This window comes from Bacillus sp. L381, from assembly GCF_030284525.1.
In the GTDB taxonomy this organism is placed as follows: domain Bacteria; phylum Bacillota; class Bacilli; order Bacillales; family Bacillaceae; genus Bacillus; species Bacillus amyloliquefaciens.
Window position 1 is genome coordinate 3,760,600 of sequence record NZ_CP127224.1, and the last position, 18,308, is coordinate 3,778,907.

The 18,308-nt window shown below is 42.1% G+C and carries 14 protein-coding genes, 1 pseudogene and 1 riboswitch; of the genes and pseudogenes, 4 read left to right on the forward strand and 11 right to left on the reverse strand.

The window, feature by feature from the left end; all coding sequences use genetic code 11:
- Nucleotides 1–6 precede the first annotated feature (6 nt).
- The gene (gene ahpF, locus QRX25_RS19260) at nucleotides 7–1,536 is read left to right on the forward strand and encodes an alkyl hydroperoxide reductase subunit F (RefSeq protein WP_014471271.1); all 1,530 of its coding nucleotides are present in this window, start codon (nucleotides 7–9) and stop codon (nucleotides 1,534–1,536) included.
- Between the two features lie 49 nt (nucleotides 1,537–1,585).
- On the opposite strand, the gene QRX25_RS19265 is transcribed toward ahpF, so the two are convergent.
- The 3 genes from QRX25_RS19265 to QRX25_RS19275 all read right to left on the reverse strand — a co-directional run bounded on the left by QRX25_RS19265 (nucleotide 1,586) and on the right by QRX25_RS19275 (nucleotide 5,683).
- Nucleotides 1,586–2,824 (reverse strand): L-dopachrome tautomerase-related protein, encoded by a 1,239-nt coding sequence (locus tag QRX25_RS19265; protein WP_065982757.1) that lies wholly within the window; start codon nucleotides 2,822–2,824, stop codon nucleotides 1,586–1,588.
- A 126-nt stretch (nucleotides 2,825–2,950) separates the two neighbouring features.
- Nucleotides 2,951–4,303, reverse strand: a complete 1,353-nt coding sequence (locus tag QRX25_RS19270; protein WP_065982758.1) for an amino acid permease — start codon at nucleotides 4,301–4,303, stop codon at nucleotides 2,951–2,953.
- 144 nt (nucleotides 4,304–4,447) lie between these two features.
- A riboswitch (glycine riboswitch) is annotated at nucleotides 4,448–4,528 on the reverse strand.
- 192 nt (nucleotides 4,529–4,720) lie between these two features.
- Nucleotides 4,721–5,683, reverse strand: a complete 963-nt coding sequence (locus tag QRX25_RS19275) for a helix-turn-helix transcriptional regulator (RefSeq protein ID WP_212099910.1) — start codon at nucleotides 5,681–5,683, stop codon at nucleotides 4,721–4,723.
- A 109-nt stretch (nucleotides 5,684–5,792) separates the two neighbouring features.
- Between QRX25_RS19275 and QRX25_RS19280 the strand changes: the two genes are divergently transcribed.
- From QRX25_RS19280 to fbp, 3 genes are all read left to right on the forward strand, one after another.
- Entirely contained in the window at nucleotides 5,793–6,278 is a 486-nt protein-coding gene (locus QRX25_RS19280; RefSeq protein WP_115996387.1) for a GyrI-like domain-containing protein, read from the forward strand.
- 21 nt (nucleotides 6,279–6,299) lie between these two features.
- Nucleotides 6,300–6,764: a DUF8821 family protein gene (locus tag QRX25_RS19285; protein WP_065982761.1), complete on the forward strand. Its 465-nt coding sequence runs from the start codon at nucleotides 6,300–6,302 to the stop codon at nucleotides 6,762–6,764.
- A 541-nt stretch (nucleotides 6,765–7,305) separates the two neighbouring features.
- Nucleotides 7,306–9,231, forward strand: a complete 1,926-nt coding sequence (gene fbp / locus QRX25_RS19290; protein ID WP_212099913.1) for a fructose-1,6-bisphosphatase — start codon at nucleotides 7,306–7,308, stop codon at nucleotides 9,229–9,231.
- 68 nt (nucleotides 9,232–9,299) lie between these two features.
- Here fbp and QRX25_RS19295 read toward each other — a convergent pair whose 3' ends face one another.
- The 8 genes and pseudogenes from QRX25_RS19295 to QRX25_RS19330 form a co-directional block, all read right to left on the reverse strand.
- Nucleotides 9,300–9,764 (reverse strand): (2Fe-2S)-binding protein, encoded by a 465-nt coding sequence (locus QRX25_RS19295; RefSeq protein WP_212099915.1) that lies wholly within the window; start codon nucleotides 9,762–9,764, stop codon nucleotides 9,300–9,302.
- Entirely contained in the window at nucleotides 9,757–10,599 is an 843-nt protein-coding gene (locus tag QRX25_RS19300) for an FAD binding domain-containing protein (protein WP_212099917.1), read from the reverse strand. The genes QRX25_RS19295 and QRX25_RS19300 overlap by 8 nt, the downstream gene beginning before the upstream one ends.
- Complete coding sequence (locus QRX25_RS19305) at nucleotides 10,586–12,916, reverse strand: xanthine dehydrogenase family protein molybdopterin-binding subunit (protein ID WP_212099919.1); 2,331 nt, start codon at nucleotides 12,914–12,916, stop codon at nucleotides 10,586–10,588. The genes QRX25_RS19300 and QRX25_RS19305 overlap by 14 nt, the downstream gene beginning before the upstream one ends.
- A gap of 5 nt (nucleotides 12,917–12,921) precedes the next feature.
- Nucleotides 12,922–13,542 carry an NTP transferase domain-containing protein gene (locus tag QRX25_RS19310; RefSeq protein WP_212099921.1) on the reverse strand — a complete coding sequence of 207 codons (621 nt, stop codon included), beginning with the start codon at nucleotides 13,540–13,542 and terminating at the stop codon, nucleotides 12,922–12,924.
- Nucleotides 13,539–14,561 carry an XdhC family protein gene (locus QRX25_RS19315; RefSeq protein WP_212099923.1) on the reverse strand — a complete coding sequence of 341 codons (1,023 nt, stop codon included), beginning with the start codon at nucleotides 14,559–14,561 and terminating at the stop codon, nucleotides 13,539–13,541. The genes QRX25_RS19310 and QRX25_RS19315 overlap by 4 nt, the downstream gene beginning before the upstream one ends.
- A 69-nt stretch (nucleotides 14,562–14,630) precedes the next feature.
- Nucleotides 14,631–15,648: pseudogene (locus QRX25_RS19320) on the reverse strand (FUSC family protein).
- Nucleotides 15,649–16,003: 355 nt separating this feature from the next.
- Nucleotides 16,004–16,192, reverse strand: coding sequence for a hypothetical protein (locus QRX25_RS19325; protein ID WP_212099925.1), 189 nt, complete (start codon nucleotides 16,190–16,192; stop codon nucleotides 16,004–16,006).
- Between the two features lie 524 nt (nucleotides 16,193–16,716).
- The gene (locus tag QRX25_RS19330) at nucleotides 16,717–18,093 is read right to left on the reverse strand and encodes a protein NO VEIN domain-containing protein (protein ID WP_212099928.1); all 1,377 of its coding nucleotides are present in this window, start codon (nucleotides 18,091–18,093) and stop codon (nucleotides 16,717–16,719) included.
- Nucleotides 18,094–18,308: the final 215 nt, after the last annotated feature.

Consider the following 18,308-nt stretch of genomic DNA (forward strand, 5'->3'; position numbering starts at 1 on the left):
ATTCAATTGGTACTTGATGCAAATATCAAAGCACAATTAAATCAATATATGCAGCTAATTGAGAACGACATCGTTCTCAAAGTAAGCGCGGGTGACGATGACACGTCTAAGGACATGCTGGCTCTCGTTGACGAGCTGGCTTCCATGTCATCTAAAATTTCGGTTGAACAAGCTGAATTATACAGAACACCAAGCTTCAGCGTTAATCGTGCAGGAGAAGACACAGGCGTTACATTCGCCGGTGTTCCTCTCGGCCACGAATTTACTTCATTAGTGCTCGCATTGCTTCAAGTCAGCGGCAGAGCGCCTAAGGCTGATCAAAAGGTCATTGACCAGATTAAGAACATCAGCGGAGAATACCGTTTTGAGTCTTATATCAGCCTGACGTGCCACAACTGCCCTGATGTCGTCCAAGCATTAAACATGATGAGCGTGCTTAACCCGAATATCACACATACAATGATTGACGGCGCGGCATTCAAAGAAGAAGTTGAAAGCAAAAATATCATGGCTGTTCCGACTGTTTTCTTAAACGGTGAATCTTTCGGCAGCGGCCGTATGACCCTTGAAGAGATTCTCGCGAAATTGGGCAGCGGCGCAGATGCATCTGAGTTTGCTGACAAAGAGCCGTTTGACGTTCTTGTTGTCGGCGGCGGACCGGCCGGCGCAAGCGCGGCCATCTACACAGCACGTAAAGGCATCCGCACAGGTGTCGTCGCTGAACGCTTCGGCGGTCAGGTACTCGACACCATGAGCATCGAAAACTTCATCAGCGTCAAAGCGACTGAAGGACCGAAGCTTGCTGCAAGCCTTGAAGAGCATGTGAAAGATTATGATATTGACGTCATGAATCTGCAGCGTGCGAAACGCCTTGAGAAAAAAGACCTCTTCGAACTTGAACTCGAAAACGGCGCTGTCCTGAAAAGTAAAACAGTGATCCTGTCAACAGGTGCCCGCTGGCGCAATGTCAACGTACCTGGTGAGCAAGAGTTCAAAAACAAAGGTGTCGCTTACTGCCCGCACTGTGACGGACCATTGTTTGAAGGCAAAGACGTAGCGGTTATCGGTGGCGGAAACTCCGGAATCGAAGCGGCGATTGACCTTGCAGGTATCGTCAATCACGTGACTGTGCTGGAGTTCGCGCCTGAACTGAAAGCAGACGAAGTTCTGCAAAAACGTCTCTACAGCCTGCCAAACGTGACTGTACACAAAAATGCACAAACAAAAGAAATCACAGGCGACCAAAACGTAAACGGCATCACATATATTGACCGTGAAACAGGCGAAGAAAAACACGTTGAACTCCAAGGTGTATTCGTCCAAATCGGTCTCGTGCCAAACACAGAATGGTTAGACGAAACTGTCGAACGCAACCGCATCGGCGAAATCATCGTCGACAAGAGCGGCGCGACAAGCGTTCCCGGCCTATTCGCCGCAGGGGACTGCACAGACGGCCCGTACAACCAAATCATTATCTCAATGGGATCAGGTGCAACCGCCGCTTTAGGCGCATTTGATTATTTGATCCGGAACTAGTTCCCAAAGGCGCTATGCTGCTGAAACCGCAGTATGGCGCTTTTTTATGTTACAGTCCATATAAATAGGACTTCACATCATGACCGACAAACGCTTTCCATACGATCAAATTGTACGGATAGGACCAGTTAATATCCTGCCGTGACTCATCAAACATTTGATGCAGCCGATTGCTGTTAAAAATGATCGCCCCTTTTTGATCGAAAGCCACCCCGTCGACCCAAAGCATTCTGTCATCCGAGACGAACTGATGAAAGCTGTTATCTTCAGGCTGGTAAATGCCGATGCCTTTCCCCTCAAGCATGGTGTAAAAAACATTTCCCTGATGATCAGCATGCATACCATCAGTCGTCGTGCCCTTGCTTCCCACCGCCCGAACGGACCTCGAAATCACTTCCAGAGGCGTCTGAAAATCCTGCAGGAGAGATGTATCAATCGCATATAAATTCCGTCCCGTGACCTGACAATAGTAAAGAACCGTCCGTTCTCCGGACAGTGCGATTCCATCCGCCCCAATCTTTATCGGCTTGTTTGTAAACACCGGCCGGGTATCAATCTCAAAATGAAATCCCGGAAAGTCCTGTGTGCTGAAGTGCCGGTCAAGCACGCGCCGGAAAGTCCTTGTTCTTATATTAAACACAATGATTCCCCCATCAAGAGGATGGTCCGGCCAGCCATTACCCGAATCCGTGATATAGGCAAACCCATTTTTATTGTCAACGACAACATCATTTAAGAAAGACGTACGGTAATTGGCAATCTCATTCGGAATCTGAATTGAATCGATCAGCTGATTGCGGTCTAAATCAATGATCACAAGCTTCTGTGAGCCCTCCGGTGACGTTTCATAGGCAATTTTCCCTTGGTCAAGAATCCACATCCGATTGTATTCATCAATCTCATACCCCAAGACGGACTGAAGAACAGCCGGGTTTCCAGCCCGATTCCACTCCCAGCTTGGAAAGGCCTCTAATAACGGCTTCCCGTCTTTTATCACAATCTTGTTCAAGGTAGCCGGAACACCGTGAGCCCAGCGGGGAACCGACACATAATAATGCCCCTGTCGATCCATTTTAATGCCGGCCGGCATACACTTTTTCCAATATTCCTTTTTGTAAAATTCTTTTTTCATCTCATCATTCGGAAAATCCCAATCTAAATGGTTCCAATGAAATATCATTTCATAGTGTCCTCTTCTGCCCGGCTGTGTCTCGTATTGTCTTAATAGATAGGGCTCAGCATAAGCGGGATATGGCGATTGTCCATTCATGTACGAATTGTTTTCCATGACTCCATTCCTCTCGTTCTCATCTCTACATTAAACATATGCCTATAAAAGGAAACGGTTAATTAAAAATAAAGACGGCATACTGCATCCAGTACACCGTCTTTTCAAGAGATTTGATTTGACTCATCATGTTCTTGTTGTCCTGTTTTTTCTCATCCAATATAAAATAAATAATCCAATAAACCACAGCGGCGTCAGCAGCAAAGCCGGGCGAGTCGCATCCGCAAACAGCATAATAACCAGAATGACCGCAAACATCGCCAGAACAACGTAATTGATAAACGGCGCGAACGGCGCTTTGAATGTTGATGCCGCGTGTAAGTCCGGCCGGGTTTTCCTATATCTGATATGACAGACAAGAATCACACCCCACACCCAAATGAAACAAATCGCGCTGATGGTTGTCACGATGCCAAACGCTTCTTCCGGAATCAATTTGCTTAAAAGTGCCCCTGCTGACAGGACAATGACCGACACCCATAACGCGCGGCTCGGCACATGATTTTTATTCAGCTTCTCGAAACTTGCCGGCGCCTGTTTCGTTTTGCTTAAGTTATACAAAATCCGGCTTGTTGAAAACATTCCGCTGTTACAAGCAGAAGCGGCTGACGTTAATACGACGAAATTAATGATTCCCGCGGCCAGCGGAATGCCGACTAAGCTGAAGGTCTTCACAAAAGGACTTTCCGCCGCATTCAGCTGCGTCCAAGGATTAATACATAAGAGGATAATCAATGCCCCGACGTAGAAAAATAAAATCCGCAAAGGAATTTTATTGATCGCAGACGGAATGTTTTTTTTCGGATTTGAAGTTTCCGCTGCCGACACACCGACTAATTCCACACCGACATAGGCGAAGATTACCATCTGGAACGAAAGCAAAAAGCCTGAAAATCCATTTGGAAACAAGCCGCCGTGAGCCCACAGATTCGCTGCTGAAACCGTTCCAGTATGCGTTTTGAACCCAATCACAAGCAGAATCACCCCGATGACGATTAACGCGAGGATCGTGATCACCTTAATTAAAGCGAACCAAAACTCCAATTCTCCAAAAATCTTGACCGTTAACAGATTAAGCCCCAATAAAATGAGCAAACAGATCAGTGCAGGAATCCACTGCGGAATATCAAACCAATATTTCACATACACACCGACGGCGATCACATCCGCCATAGCCGTCATAATCCAGCAAAACCAATAGGTCCAGCCGGTGACAAATGCTGCCCGCGGCCCTAAATACGCCTCGGCAATATCCGTTAATGATTGGTACCCCGCTTTAGATAACAGCAGTTCTCCCAGCGCCCGCATAACGAAAAAAAGCGCAATACCTACAATAAAATACGCAAAGATGATAGAAGGACCCGCCAGCTGAATCGCCTTACCGGACCCTAAAAACAATCCGGTGCCGATCGTGCCGCCAATGGCGATAAGCTGCACATGCCGATTCGATAAGTCCCTCTTTAGCTCTCGCTGTTCCACATCTGACTCCTCCTTACTTTTTTATGAACGACGAGAAAATAAAGCCAATAAAAAAAGAGATTGGATGCCCTCCAATCTCATGGTCATAAGAATATCAAATTATATTTGCGCCACTGACAATCAACAGCATGACAAATACATATTCGGTACTCTTCTGTCCTTTTGCCTGAGATTGTGAACCCTTCGGCGCCGCGGAAAATCCGCGGTCTCTCCAGAAGCCGCTCCTGCTGTAGTGCGACCCACAGCAATCATAGCCTGCTACGTATTGAGTTTCTGATAGAAAATACCTATCAGCTAACTTTTTATTTTAATAGGAGTCTAGTGGTTTGTCAATGGTCTTACTTACAATATTTCCACACAAATCAACCTCTATTACGGAATCCTTTTCGAAAAATACCGGGGTTTAACCGGCACTGCTTATGGACAGAATAAGCTTAATCTCTCTTGTAAACCTTCTAAGACTTCTTTCGGTACTTCCCTGACCTTGATATCCTTACCCAGGAAAAGCAGCCAATTTGTTATTTCGGTCAATTCTTCGGGATTACTAACATTGATATAAGTCTCTAGAATGGCTGTGGATTGATAAGGATTCGTATAGGAAATTGACATTTTTAAAGGATGATATTTTTTGAATTGGGCAATCGCCTTTGGACCAAGTTCAAGGACAAGGTTGATTACTTCTTCCTGCTTACTTAGTTTCTCTAAAATCTTTTTCTTGCTTATTCTTTTTTTCGCAGAGTATGGTTTGACATTGGTAAGATTGTCCGCAGGAAAAATCCTCCTCTTCTCATCCTTTACATCAAAGCCTTCAATCAGCCAAAGGCCTTTTTCATGATAAAGGTGCAAGAGGCAGATTGGATAAGACTTTATTACCTTCTCTTCTTTGATGGTAATCAATAAATAGCTATCCGAAAGAAGGAGCTGGATGAGTTTTTCTAACATGGGATGGGGGAGATCTGAAAGCTCAAGCAGGTCGGGATTATGGGGGTTTGTCCCTTCAAAAAGCAAGATTTGATTTAAAAAGACCAGGGTCTCTTGCTGGCTTTCTGAGATAAGGCCCAGTAATTTTTCAGCTAAAGATTGACGGCTCTTTAGATAAGGGAGCTGTTGATTTCTTGTGGCCATAAAAGCAATAAACAGAGCTTTAATCTCATTATCGGTAAAGCGAACAGTGGGCAGGACAGAGTGGTTCATGACAAAATAACCCCCGCTCCTTCCAACTTCAGCAACAAGCGGCATCCCCATGGCTTCAATTTCTCTGATATCTCTAATAGCTGTCGAACGAGAGATGTGAAATTCCCGCATGATTTCAGAAATTGTAAAGTGGGCGCGGTTGTTGATATACCGCATGATAATATTAATCCGTTCAACTTTTTTCATCGGGACCTCCTAAACAGTATCATTTTTTGACATGATTTAAGGTTATTATAAACGCATCAATTGAAAAGACAAATCATTTGATTATTTTAAAAAGAGGAAGGTTTTGAATATGGAAAATTACGCTCTGGAAGAAAAAGACGGCTTTACCGTTTTTGGTATTGGAACTGAGCTTAAAAGCGATTACACAGACTATGCCGGCATAAACAAGGAAAAGGCTGACTTTTGGGAAGCCGTCAAACAAGATGGAAGGCTTGACACGTTGAAAGCCATTGCCGCAAATGACTATATTTTTGCCGTGAACGAAGCGGTAAACAACAGGATGATGCATTATGCCGGCGTGATGACAGAGGAAGAGGCGTCAGTGACAGGAGAAACCAGAGTCATCCAATTTCCTAAGGGGGAATACCTGGTTGTGAAAGGGGAAGGGAAGACGGCCGATGAATTGAGCAATAAGCTTACCGGCATTGCCTTTGGTCAGATCTTGCCGGAAGCAAAGAATTTTGCTTATGTCGGCGGGCCGAATGCAACGGTTGAGATGGGGCAGCGAAACGGCTTAGTATTTGGTGAAATGTGGATTCCTGTTGTTAGGAAATAAAGAGTAAAAGGAGAGATGGCATTGTCATATATCGTTGATTTTAAAAATGTGTCTGCTGTTGGTTTAGAGTCTTCACCTGTGGCAGAAGCGCTTGCTGGTTTACGTGCTAATGAAGCCCGTTACTTAATGAACAAATACAAGCATGAATTTACGGTGGTACCAGCCGGCGAAAGCCAAGAGACCCTTGAGTATGTAAACCGAATTTTGAAAGAAGAACGTGATATTGAGTTTGCGGCCAAACCTTTAGAAACGTCGCGTTTCCAAGTGGAAAATATCAAAATGGCCTACGTCTTTTATGAGGATGGTCTTGAGGTCAACGTCATGTATACGGTTGATGACCCTAAGAAGCGTGCTGTTGGTTTTAAGCTTTCTGAGGGGATGGAAGTGCCGAAGGAGTTAGAAGGGAAGTTTAAGTTTGCCAGGCAAAAGTCTAAATTAGCCGGAACCATTCGGGGCTCGTTTTTTGTCATTAAAGGAGAATATTAAAGTAAGCAAAAACAACTGTTCATGCATCGAATGTTCATCTAGGCATTCAAATTACAAAACAGCACCTCTCCATCAAATTTGAAGGTGCTGTTATTTTTTTCGCATAAACATGCGCTGAAATTATCAGCACGCCAAATACTATCGTGAACCCTTCGGCACCGCGAAATTCCGCGGTCTCTCCAGAATCTGCTTCAAAGCAATCCAAACGCCGCCATTTCAAGGCCCTTGAAAACTATCTGTTTCATTCATCTCATTTCTGAAAACGAGACAATCCTGTGATAGAAGAAAATCAATTCCATGACCAAAGCCGTGGTGCTTCCTAAGCTGCAATCGGTGTCCCGATTCATGTTAAAGAAACCTTCTCCGCGGTTTGCTTAAGCTTTCTCTCCGCCATCTCGGCGCCCCTTGCCCTCGTTTTGATTGTCTCAAAAAGGCGTTATGCGGTACTATCATATAAGGTCTAATGATTTACTCATAATGTCATACTTTTAAATTCACCTTATCATGTAAATGCTCGTAAATAAAAAGGGGATGGACGAGATTGGAAACGAAATATTTAGATCTGCTCGCACAAAAATACGATTGTGAAGAAAAAGTGGTCACAGAAATCATTAATCTGAAAGCGATACTGAACCTGCCGAAAGGAACCGAGCATTTCGTCAGTGATTTGCACGGGGAGTATCAGGCATTTCAGCACGTGCTGCGGAACGGTTCAGGAAGAGTAAAAGAGAAGATCCGCGATATTTTCAGCGGTGTCATTTACGATAGAGAAATTGATGAACTGGCAGCATTGGTCTATTATCCGGAAGACAAACTCAAATTAATCAAACATGACTTTGATTCGAAAGAAGCATTAAACGATTGGTATGAAGAAACGATTCATCGAATGATTAAGCTCGTTTCTTATTGCTCTTCCAAATACACCCGCTCCAAATTGCGAAAGGCTCTGCCTGCCCAATTTGCTTATATTTCTGAAGAGCTGCTGTACAAAACAGAACAAGCCGCCAACAAGGAACAATATTATTCCGAAATCATAGAACAGATCATTGCGCTCGGCCAAGCCGATAAGCTGATCACCGGTCTTGCATACAGCACGCAGCGATTGGTGGTCGACCATCTGCATGTTGTCGGCGATATTTACGACCGCGGACCCCAGCCTGATAAAATTATGGAAGAACTGATCAACTATCATTCAGTGGATATTCAATGGGGGAATCATGATGTTCTCTGGATAGGCGCCTATTCCGGCTCGAAAGTATGTCTGGCCAATATTATCCGCATCTGTGCCCGCTATGACAACCTGGATATTATTGAAGACGTCTACGGCATCAACCTGAGACCGCTCTTGAACCTGGCCGAAAAATATTATGATGATAACCCGTCTTTCCGCCCGAAAGCGGATGAAAACAGACCGGAAGATGAAATTAAGCAAATCACAAAAATTCATCAGGCGATCGCGATGATCCAATTCAAGCTTGAGAGCCCGATTATCAAGAGACGGCCAAACTTTAATATGGAGGAACGGCTGTTACTGGAAAAGATTGATTATGACCGAAATGAAATCACGCTAAACGGAAAAACATATCAACTGGAAAACACCTGCTTTGCGACGGTTAATCCAAAACAGCCGGATGAGCTATTAGAGGAAGAAGCGGAAGTCATGGACAAGCTGCTGTTCTCTGTTCAGCATTCCGAAAAGCTGGGCCGCCATATGAACTTTATGATGAAAAAAGGCAGCCTTTACTTAAAATACAACGGCAACCTATTGATTCACGGCTGTATTCCTGTCGACGAAAACGGCAGCATGGAAACGATGATGATTGAGGATAAAGCCTATGCGGGCCGTGAGCTGCTCGATGTATTTGAACGGTTCTTACGGAATGCCTTCGCCCACCCGGAAGAAACCGATGATCTGGCGACAGACATGGTCTGGTATTTATGGACAGGCGAATACTCCTCCCTCTTCGGAAAACGCGCCATGACGACCTTTGAGCGGTATTTCATTAAAGAGAAAGAAACGCATAAAGAAAAGAAAAACCCGTATTACTATTTGCGCGAAGACGAGGCAGCCTGCCGAAACATCCTGAAAGAGTTCGGTCTCAACCCGGATCACGGCCATATCATCAACGGCCATACACCGGTAAAAGAAATCGAAGGCGAAGATCCGATCAAGGCAAACGGAAAAATGATCGTCATCGACGGAGGCTTCTCTAAAGCCTACCAATCCACAACAGGCATCGCCGGCTACACGCTCTTGTACAACTCTTACGGCATGCAGCTCGTCGCTCATAAACACTTTAACTCAAAGGCCGAAGTACTGAGCACCGGAACCGACGTCTTAACAGTGAAACGCTTAGTCGACAAAGAGCTGGAGCGGAAGAAAGTAAAAGAAACGAATGTTGGCGAGGAGCTGCTGAAGGAAGTGGCTATTTTGGAGAAACTGCGGGAGTATCGGTATATGAAGTGAGAAATTTTCAGGGTCCAGAGGTGATTCTCTGGGCTCTTTTTTACGCTTTTCCGTAACAGTCATACCGGCTAACGAGTCCCTTCCACTTTATTTAAAACAGATTTAACCGCTTCTTCAATCTCCTTATAACCAGTACATCTGCAAATATTGGACTCCAGCCAATTTTTTATCGTTTCATCACTTGCATTTGGCTCAGTATTCACTAAAGCATGACAATTCATTAGAAAACCCGGCGTACAATAACCGCATTGAAACGCAAATTTTTCAACAAAGGCCTTTTGAATCGGCGTATTGATGAGTCCTTCAATTGTCGTAATTTCCCTTCCTTCACCTTCTGCCGCAAGCATTAAACAAGATTTCATCGGTATCCCATCCATTAATACCGTACAGGCGCCGCAATCACCATTTAAACAGCCCGGCTTTGAACCAGTTAATCCAAGACGAAGACGAAGGGCATATAACAAAGTATCGGCCGGTCTGACAGTAATCTGTCTTTCCTGGCCATTTACTTTCAATGTAATAGGATCAGACATGTGGACCTCCTTCTAATTCATGTAAGGCATCTAAGATTGTATGCTGTAAAACAAATATTCGATAGTCACTTGAGCCTTCTGCGTCATCAAGAATAGGTTTCGGAAGATACTGTAAAGACCTGCGTACCCTATCTTCTAATGAGCAGCTTTTATCGTTAAACATAGCCTCCATTTCAACAGAACGAAAAGGAAATGGACATACGCCGCTAAAGGCCATTCTAATCTTTTCATCTTTTTTCAGTGCACAAACTGTCACCAATGGATATCCGACATTCCACTGCTGTCTTCTTTTTATACTGACAAATGGCAAGTCTGTATACGTCCGGTCTATAACGATATGAAATAAAAAATCTCCTTTTTGCAGCTGTATTTCCCTGTTAAATATTTTATTTATAGGATGATAATGAAGCCCTATTCTCCCTGCAACCCCTGCCACACTATCGGAAATTAACAACGGCAAGACTGCCTCACGGTAATAGATGCCCCCGCAAATATTTCCGCCCAGGCTGATTTTATTTCGAGTCGTCCGATCCGCAATTTCACTTACTGTTTTACTTAATAACGGGAATGGATTTTCTTCCTCCACTTTCGTTAATGACACACCCGCTCCGATCACTAGATTATTTTCATAAAAACCAATGGTATGAAATCCCGGAAGTGCGTTTATATCTATCACTGCATCCGTATAGATGAGATTCAGCCTTCCTAACGTTATAATTTCTGTACCGCCGGAATAATACAACGGTGTTTTCTTTTGGGCCGCAAGGGAGTGAAATAGATTGATTGTTTCTTGAATTGTCTTCGGTTTAAAATATTCAAAATCAAACGGTATCATCTTTCCACCCCTCTTGTGTCCTCCATAATCGTTCAGGAATAAGAGGAAGCTGATTCAATTGGACACCTAATGCGGCAGAAAGGCAATTTCCTAATGCTGCCGGCATCCCCAACAGTCCATGTTCCCCGCCGCCGCGCGCTCCATAAGGCGCAATAACATGCGGGGTTTCAACAAATTCAATGATATATTCAGGCTGCTCTCCATAGTGAAGGGGTCTGTATGTTCTAAGTTGAGGATTTAATACTCTTCCATATGGATCAAAAACAAAGGTTTCTCTTCCTCCAAATGCGATTCCCATACTCATCCCCCCCATCACTTGACCCAATGCAGCTTTTTTATTCAATACAGTTCCTATATCCACAACAGAATAAGCTTTTGTAATTCGATACGTATAATCCCGTTTATCCAGCTCAACTTCAATTCCCTGAGCACCTACAGCCCACTCGGGTCCCGGCTTTCCTTTTCCTGTTTCCGGGTCTAAATGCGTCATTCGGGTTAATGTGTAATTGCCGCTCGCAATGATTTGCCCGCCGATGGTATTTCCATTTGGAAACGTATATCCGTAAGCAATGTCTTTTATTTCAACATGTACAGAAGGATGATCTATAAAATAAACCTTTCCGTCGGCCACTTCCAATTCCTCGACAGGAACTCTTAAAACACATGATGCCACGTCCTTAAGCTTTCGAATGGCTTCCTCCGCTGCATTCAGTACAGCTCTTCCTCCCATTAAAGTCCCTCTGCTGCCTACAGTTTTCCAGTGCTCAGGTGTTGTTTGTGTATCTATAAGCATTTTTACGTGAATTTTACTTATATCCATTTTCATTCGTTCCGCTAAGATTTGGGCTAACACTGTTTTTGTACCTGTTCCAATTTCCACGACCCCTGACATCAAATTAATGCTTCCGTCAGGATTAAAGGTTAAAATAACCCCTGAAGTTGCATTTGTATCAAATGTTGACGTTTTCCAAATACAGCTGATCCCCTTTGCCCGTATCTTCCGATCACCGATTTCAATTCTCTGTCCCTCATCCCAATTCATTAATTCCTTCAATCTTTCAATACATTTTGGTACATTTCCGACCGTGCTTGAATTGAGAAGAACTTGAGTAGGGGTCGTATCACCGGGACGAATGGCATTTTTATAGCGGAGTTCCAACGGATCCATATTCAGCTTTTCTGCCAATACATCCATCGTCCGCTCAAAGGCAAATAAAACTTCAGCATGACTGTAGCCTCTATATGCACTGGGATACGGATGATTCGTATACATACAATATGAATCACACCGTATATGGTCGATAGCGTACGGACCCGTACAATCAACCACTGCAGCCCGGCTGATGTCCACTCCTTTATCAGAGTACGCTCCGCCATCAAATAAAAACTGAATGTCTGCCGCCTTTAAGATTCCATCCTTTGTTGCCCCTAATTTAACAATGGCATCCAACCCTATATGAACGGGGGATGTGATCATATCCTCTTCTCTCGTATTAAACAATTTGACGGGCCGGCCTCCAACCGCTTTTGATGCCAAATAGGCAATCACCTCTAACTGAACGGCTGCTTTTCCCCCGTACGCCCCTCCAACTAAAGGCGTTTTGACGATTACCTTTCCGGGTTCGATTCCAAAATACCACTGCATTAATTTTTTAATGGCAAAAGGAGCTTGAGAGGATGTTGTAATGATAATCTCCTCATCCCCGCGAATTTCAACAATCGAGCATCTTGTTTCCATAGCAGCGTGATCAGAAGGGTTAAAAGAAATTCGGAATTCGGCTGTTACATCACTTTCCTTAAATCCGTCTTCAATATTCCCTTTTCTGATTTTATCGAGGTTTGCGATATTTGTGTTCGGAACCGGGAATACACCTTTTGTCTTCTCATAGCGGTCCGCATTTTCATGGACGAGGGGCGCATCCTTTTGAAAGGCCTCCCGGGGGGAATTTACGACGGGAAGAGGTTTATAGGACACCTTGATAGCATGCACTGCCTTTTTAGCAATGATCGGATTTTCCGCAACAACAACAGCAACCGGCTCACCGTGGTATCTGACTTTTTTATAAGCAATCGGCGACCTGTCTTTAATTTCTTCACCGACAAGCGGAAAAGGTTCATCACCCAATATCGCTATCACTCCGGGAATCTTCCAAGCTTCTGAAAAGTCAATAGAAGCAATATCGGCATGAGCATATGGACTGATCAGCATTTTCGCGTGCAGTGCACCTGTTTCTTGAAAGTCATCCGTATATTTCGCCTTACCGGTCACTTTTTCAAGGGCTTCTTTTCGAATAACACTTTTCCCGATATACCCCAACTCATTCACTCCCCGAATTTATTCAGCAGCAGAGTATAATCTTCAACTGTATCTACGTCATAAAAAAGCAAAGGGTCTTGAAAGCTGATCATTTTTCCCGTATTGATCATACTTTTACGGATTACATACCGAGCGCCTTGATCTCCCTTTAACTGATGCAATAGCGGAAAACATTGTTTGGAGAATAGGATAGGGGGCATAGGAAGATGTTGATTTTCAGCAGCAATAAATGAATAGCGATGCTCCTTTTGATAGGTATCAATTAACGTATTGATGCTATCTGTGGTGACAAATGGCTGATCTGCAAGGAGAATGATAACGGCGTCAGCCTCATACTTTACCGCTCTTTGTAACCCGCATTGTATGGAGTGGCCTTGGCCCTTATCCGCCTGCTCACATTCTACTTGGCTCCACTTATTTGACATAGGATATAAAAAGAAAAAAGCCGAGAGCCAATGCAGTGAATCTCCCTTTCTGGTGATAATGAAAATATGATCTAATTTAGATAACAAGGCATTTTTAAGCGCCATACTTCCCAGGGAAACCCCATTAAGAAATAAACTTCGCTTATCCGTCCCCATACGTCTGCTTGTACCGGCTGCCAGGTAAATGGCTGCTGTTTTCATAAAACAGACCCTTGTTTTCGCATTTTTTTGATCATCTCGCCAACAATACTTACAGCAATTTCCTCAGGGCCTTGTGCACCAATGGAAAGCCCGATAGGGGAATGAATATCCTCCGGAATCTCAACCCCGCCTAATAGGCGTTCCGTACGCCTTCTAGGGCCTAATACACCTTTATAAAACACATCTTCATTCTCGAATTTATGTAAAATGGTCCGATCTTTTTGAAAGCTGTGTGTCATTATGATAATAAAATCCCTGTGTGTAATGCTCAGACCTTCCATTACTTCTTCCAGTGCTCCGACAATCAAATAGCCGGCTTCAGGAAAATGGCCGTTATGACATAAAGCAGGACGCCAGTCAATCACCGTCACATGGAAGCCCGTACCAGCAGCCAAAGAAACCAATGGCTTAGCATCTTCGCCCGCTCCAAAAACATATAAACAAGGTTTTGGAATCATTTGATGGATAAAAAATAAATCAGATGTATGTTCATCCTTTTTGATTCCCTTTTCCGTGTCATAAAGAGGATTTTTCAGGTTTTGAACTTGCTTCATAAAATCCCCGGTTCCAAACACGCTGCCGTCTTCAGCTATATACATATCTTCCTTTGGCTCTAACGTTTCCGTGAATCGTTTCACTCGGGTAACAGACTTTTTTCCATCTAAGCATTTCTTGACTGTCAGCAGATGTCTTTCCAATTCCCCTTTGACAGGCTCAAGTAAAACCGTCAAAACACCATTACAGCCAACGCCCTGCCCCCAGGATAAATCGTCCTCAGCACTCATATCAAAGTGAACAATCAACGGCTCTCCTGCAGCCCAAACTTGCTCTGACCTTTCAGCAAGATCGTCTTCCAGACAGCCGGCGGATAACATTCCGACTCTTGTTTTGTCCCCTAACATTAACATGGAGGCCCCTTCTTTCTTATAAGCGGACCCCTCTGTTTTAATGATGGTAGCCAGTACCTTAGGTTTTGCAGAATTCGTGATGACATCCAAAATCCGGTGTATATCATCCATTTGATTTCCCCCGCTTTTACCTGATCATATCTGCATCTGTATAACCATATTCTTTTTTTCCAGAAAACATTACAAACGTTTCAGCAATTTCTTCGTTTCTAAAAAAAAAAGAGTCTTTATAGACCTTATGATCGGGCGGCGGGTACAATAGCAGTTTGGAACGGAGAGATTCCAATAACATGTTCTGTTCCTTCTGTTTCCAATTGTCTGTTTCACCCTGCTGCATTCCTTTAAAGCCCTCAAAAAATTCACTTATCACCTTTAAATCATTGCCCAGCTCCATTTTGTCACTTGAAGATAAAGGCCCTTCTTTTTCCCATTCTTTTAACGTTTTCACTATATTTGATATATACTCATACCCTGCATTCATCTTTTGTATCTCTATTTGATATCTTGAAAGAATGATTTTATGCTTTTTACGGATTGGGTTGAATTTTAAGCTGTCAGAGGCTGTTTGCAGCATCTCTTTTGCCGTATGCAGCTCCTGCAGAAGATTGTTCATTTTATACTCCACAAGGTTTCCCTTTCCTTGTCCCCACTCTGATTGAACCCATTTGGAAAGGTCAGAAAGTGTGTCAGAAAGCTGGCGAGCTAATGATCGAAATGAGTCTGCTGCCTTTTTTGTAAAGTCCGGCGGAAAAAGGAACATATGAACCAGAATAGCGATGATGACGCCGATCACCGTATCGATGATTCGATCCATTGCATAATCTTTGGAATTTCGTTCAAACGTAAATACCAATAAAATGGTGAGGGCTACCTGATGTAAAACCGTTTCATCTATTCGTAACCACTTTGCAATATAGGTCCCGCCTAATAGTAACAGCCCCAGCATCCAGCCATTCATTGGTAAGTGACTGGCAAGATAGGATGTTAACATGATCCCAATCGCAGTTCCCGCAATACGATGAAAAGAAAATCGAATCGACTGATCTATGGTTGGCTGCAAACATAAGATAACAGATAGAGGTGCTAAATAGGGGTGATGAGAGCCCGCCAGTTTTGCCGCTTCCCAAGAAACAGCAGAGGCAAGCGCCATCTTCCAAACCAACGATGTGTTGTTTTGATTTTTTTTACTTTTCTTCATCATACGCCCCCTCCTTCAAGAACCTTTTCCACTAGGTTTCCGTTACGCAAAGGGATTTATACCGACATATGGAAAAAGAGAAAAGAAGCTGTTATTCAAAGGAGGAATCCTTGAATAACAGCTTCTTTTTGGGGTTGGGGAAACATTGGGAAAACAATGGCAAATGATACATTATTGAGGACTCTTTGGAGTAAAGGTGCTTAGGAAACATGAAGCTGCAGGTTTGGCGGAATGGGAGCTATAATTAATCCAATTTTTGTTATACGCTTTATATATATTTATTCGAATTTAAATTTAGGTATTTATTTATGATATACCTCTCCCCGTCTTACTAGGTAGTAAAGCGTCATTATAATTAAACCAAAAAGTTATATAATCCATATCCTTTCGGTTCAGTAGAAACTTTTTTTAAAAAAATTAGTGCTCTTATCAACAATTTCTTTTCCTGATTGCTAGCACCTTCGTACAATTCCTCAAAATTTTCTAAATCCCGATACATAGCTTCTTTAGTTATAATCGTTCGGGATTTCAACTCGTCTAACACTCTCTCAGCCCTTCTCCTATTCTCTTCTAAACTAGCTATCCCCTCTAGCGTTTTGGCTTGATTATTATAAACTCCTGTATCTATCCTTTCCGCATAATAGTCGTTACTGATTTTTTCTCAGTTAGAACGTTTCTTACAGAGGTTTTTATTAATTGGTAAGGGGGCAGTTCATACATCATCCTCTTCGAGTTTATTTTAGACCTTTTCTCTTCCTTAAAATCACTTAAGAGCACTTGAATCATTCAAAGGACTTTCTTCTTTAATACTTCTTTTATTGTCAAATTAGTCTTACATGTTTTTAGCCCCTTACTACTAAACTTGCGACATATAATACAAATGGTAATTTGTTACGTACACTTTTTCGATTTATTCATCACGGTACTCACCCCAATCGGGGATACCGTAATATTTTAGAGAGAACAGTAACTCCATTTAAATTAAATTTACCAAAAGAACTCTTTACTCTTATTAAAATAAAACAATACAATAACTTACAACTAAAATCACCTATAAGCTATTGTTATCTAATCTAAAACAACATTTACTTTCCAGCCATTATTATTAAAGTTAAACAAACGGTTTTTACACGGATTCTTATACCGATTTAATCTTACTTCTTTTGAATCCCTTGCCAATACATTTTCAACACGGTATATATAATAAGAATCGCCTAATTCTTTTGCCCTGTTATATTCCGAAGTCGATAAATAAAAACAGCTATCTACATTAACAGAGGTTTTTACTTCAATATAAATTTTTTCTCCTGTTCGCTCATAAGAAACAATATCGTATCCAGCAGTAACATCAACTTCTCCTACATATTCAGGATAGTATTCTGTACCTTCCAATTTTTTAATTTCTCGGTCTAACACAAACCGTTCTCCTAAACTTCCTACTCTTCTTTGAAAATCTTTTAAGTTCAATAGATCATCTATAGTCATTCCAAATTTTTTTCTAGAGGAAACAAAGTTATCCTCCAGTAGAGGATGTGGCTCCTTTTCAACCAAAAATTCACTCGTCGGTATAGAAACCTCATTCACTACTATTTTTTTTTTTATCTCCCCTGAACAGTTAACACAAACTATTCTCCCTCCTAGAATAACCCATAAATCACCACGGTTTTCTAATACACTTTCGCAAACCGGGCATCTCATGCTATATTTTTTCTTTGTAGCAATTATATCTCTATAAGTTAATTCTTTAATTCCAATAACGTTTCCTAAATCCCTAATAATCCTATCGGATAGATATTTAGAAAATCCAAATTCCTTTCCCTTTTCAGCTATTAATTTCTTCATAAACTCACCATTTAATTCGTCCAAAAATACATCACCAGAAGACGTAACAAACTTATTTTCCTTCGAAGAAAACTTCTCTGTGCAGAACTCAGTAAGTACACCATTCCGTAGTTCTTTTTCAAATACCAAATGCCAAACTATTGAATACTCCATTTTTTTAATAGTATCAGGAACCTTTAAAACATCTTTTACTTTCAAGAGTTGTTTATATGTTAACGGTACACCCTCTAAGGCACGTTCGTTCCCCTCGTCCGGTAAATTTTTGTAATCTTTTAAGGAAGCTTCAACAGGTATTTTTTCCTCTATACAGAATTTAATTAGATTTCTAAACGCCGCTAAATCTCTATTTATTGTTTGAACGGCATAAGAAATCTTCTTAGCTTCAGCTACATAATCATCAATATCCCCACTATTAATTTCAGTTATTTCCTTATCGATAAATAATATAATCTTTAATAATGACCCCTCATAAATATCAGCAGAATCCTTCTTTCCTAAAGTTTCGAGATATCTAAAGATATAATCCTTATTTTTAGGGGTAATACTTTCATATTTTGTTTTTTTAGAACGTGTATCCTTCTTTTTCAAACTTTTAGTGGTCATAGTTTATACCTCACAATTTTTTCATATGACTAAGTATTTCTTTATAGAGTCCAAAAACGCGTAGGGATATATTGTTATTTACTCTTGCCACTAAGCAATATTTAGAGTGTTATTTTAAATTTCCGATTTACCATCATTGATGATACGACTCTCCGTAAAATGTCTAAATGAGTTATTACCTACATTAGTTTCGATATTTACATAGATTGAAATTT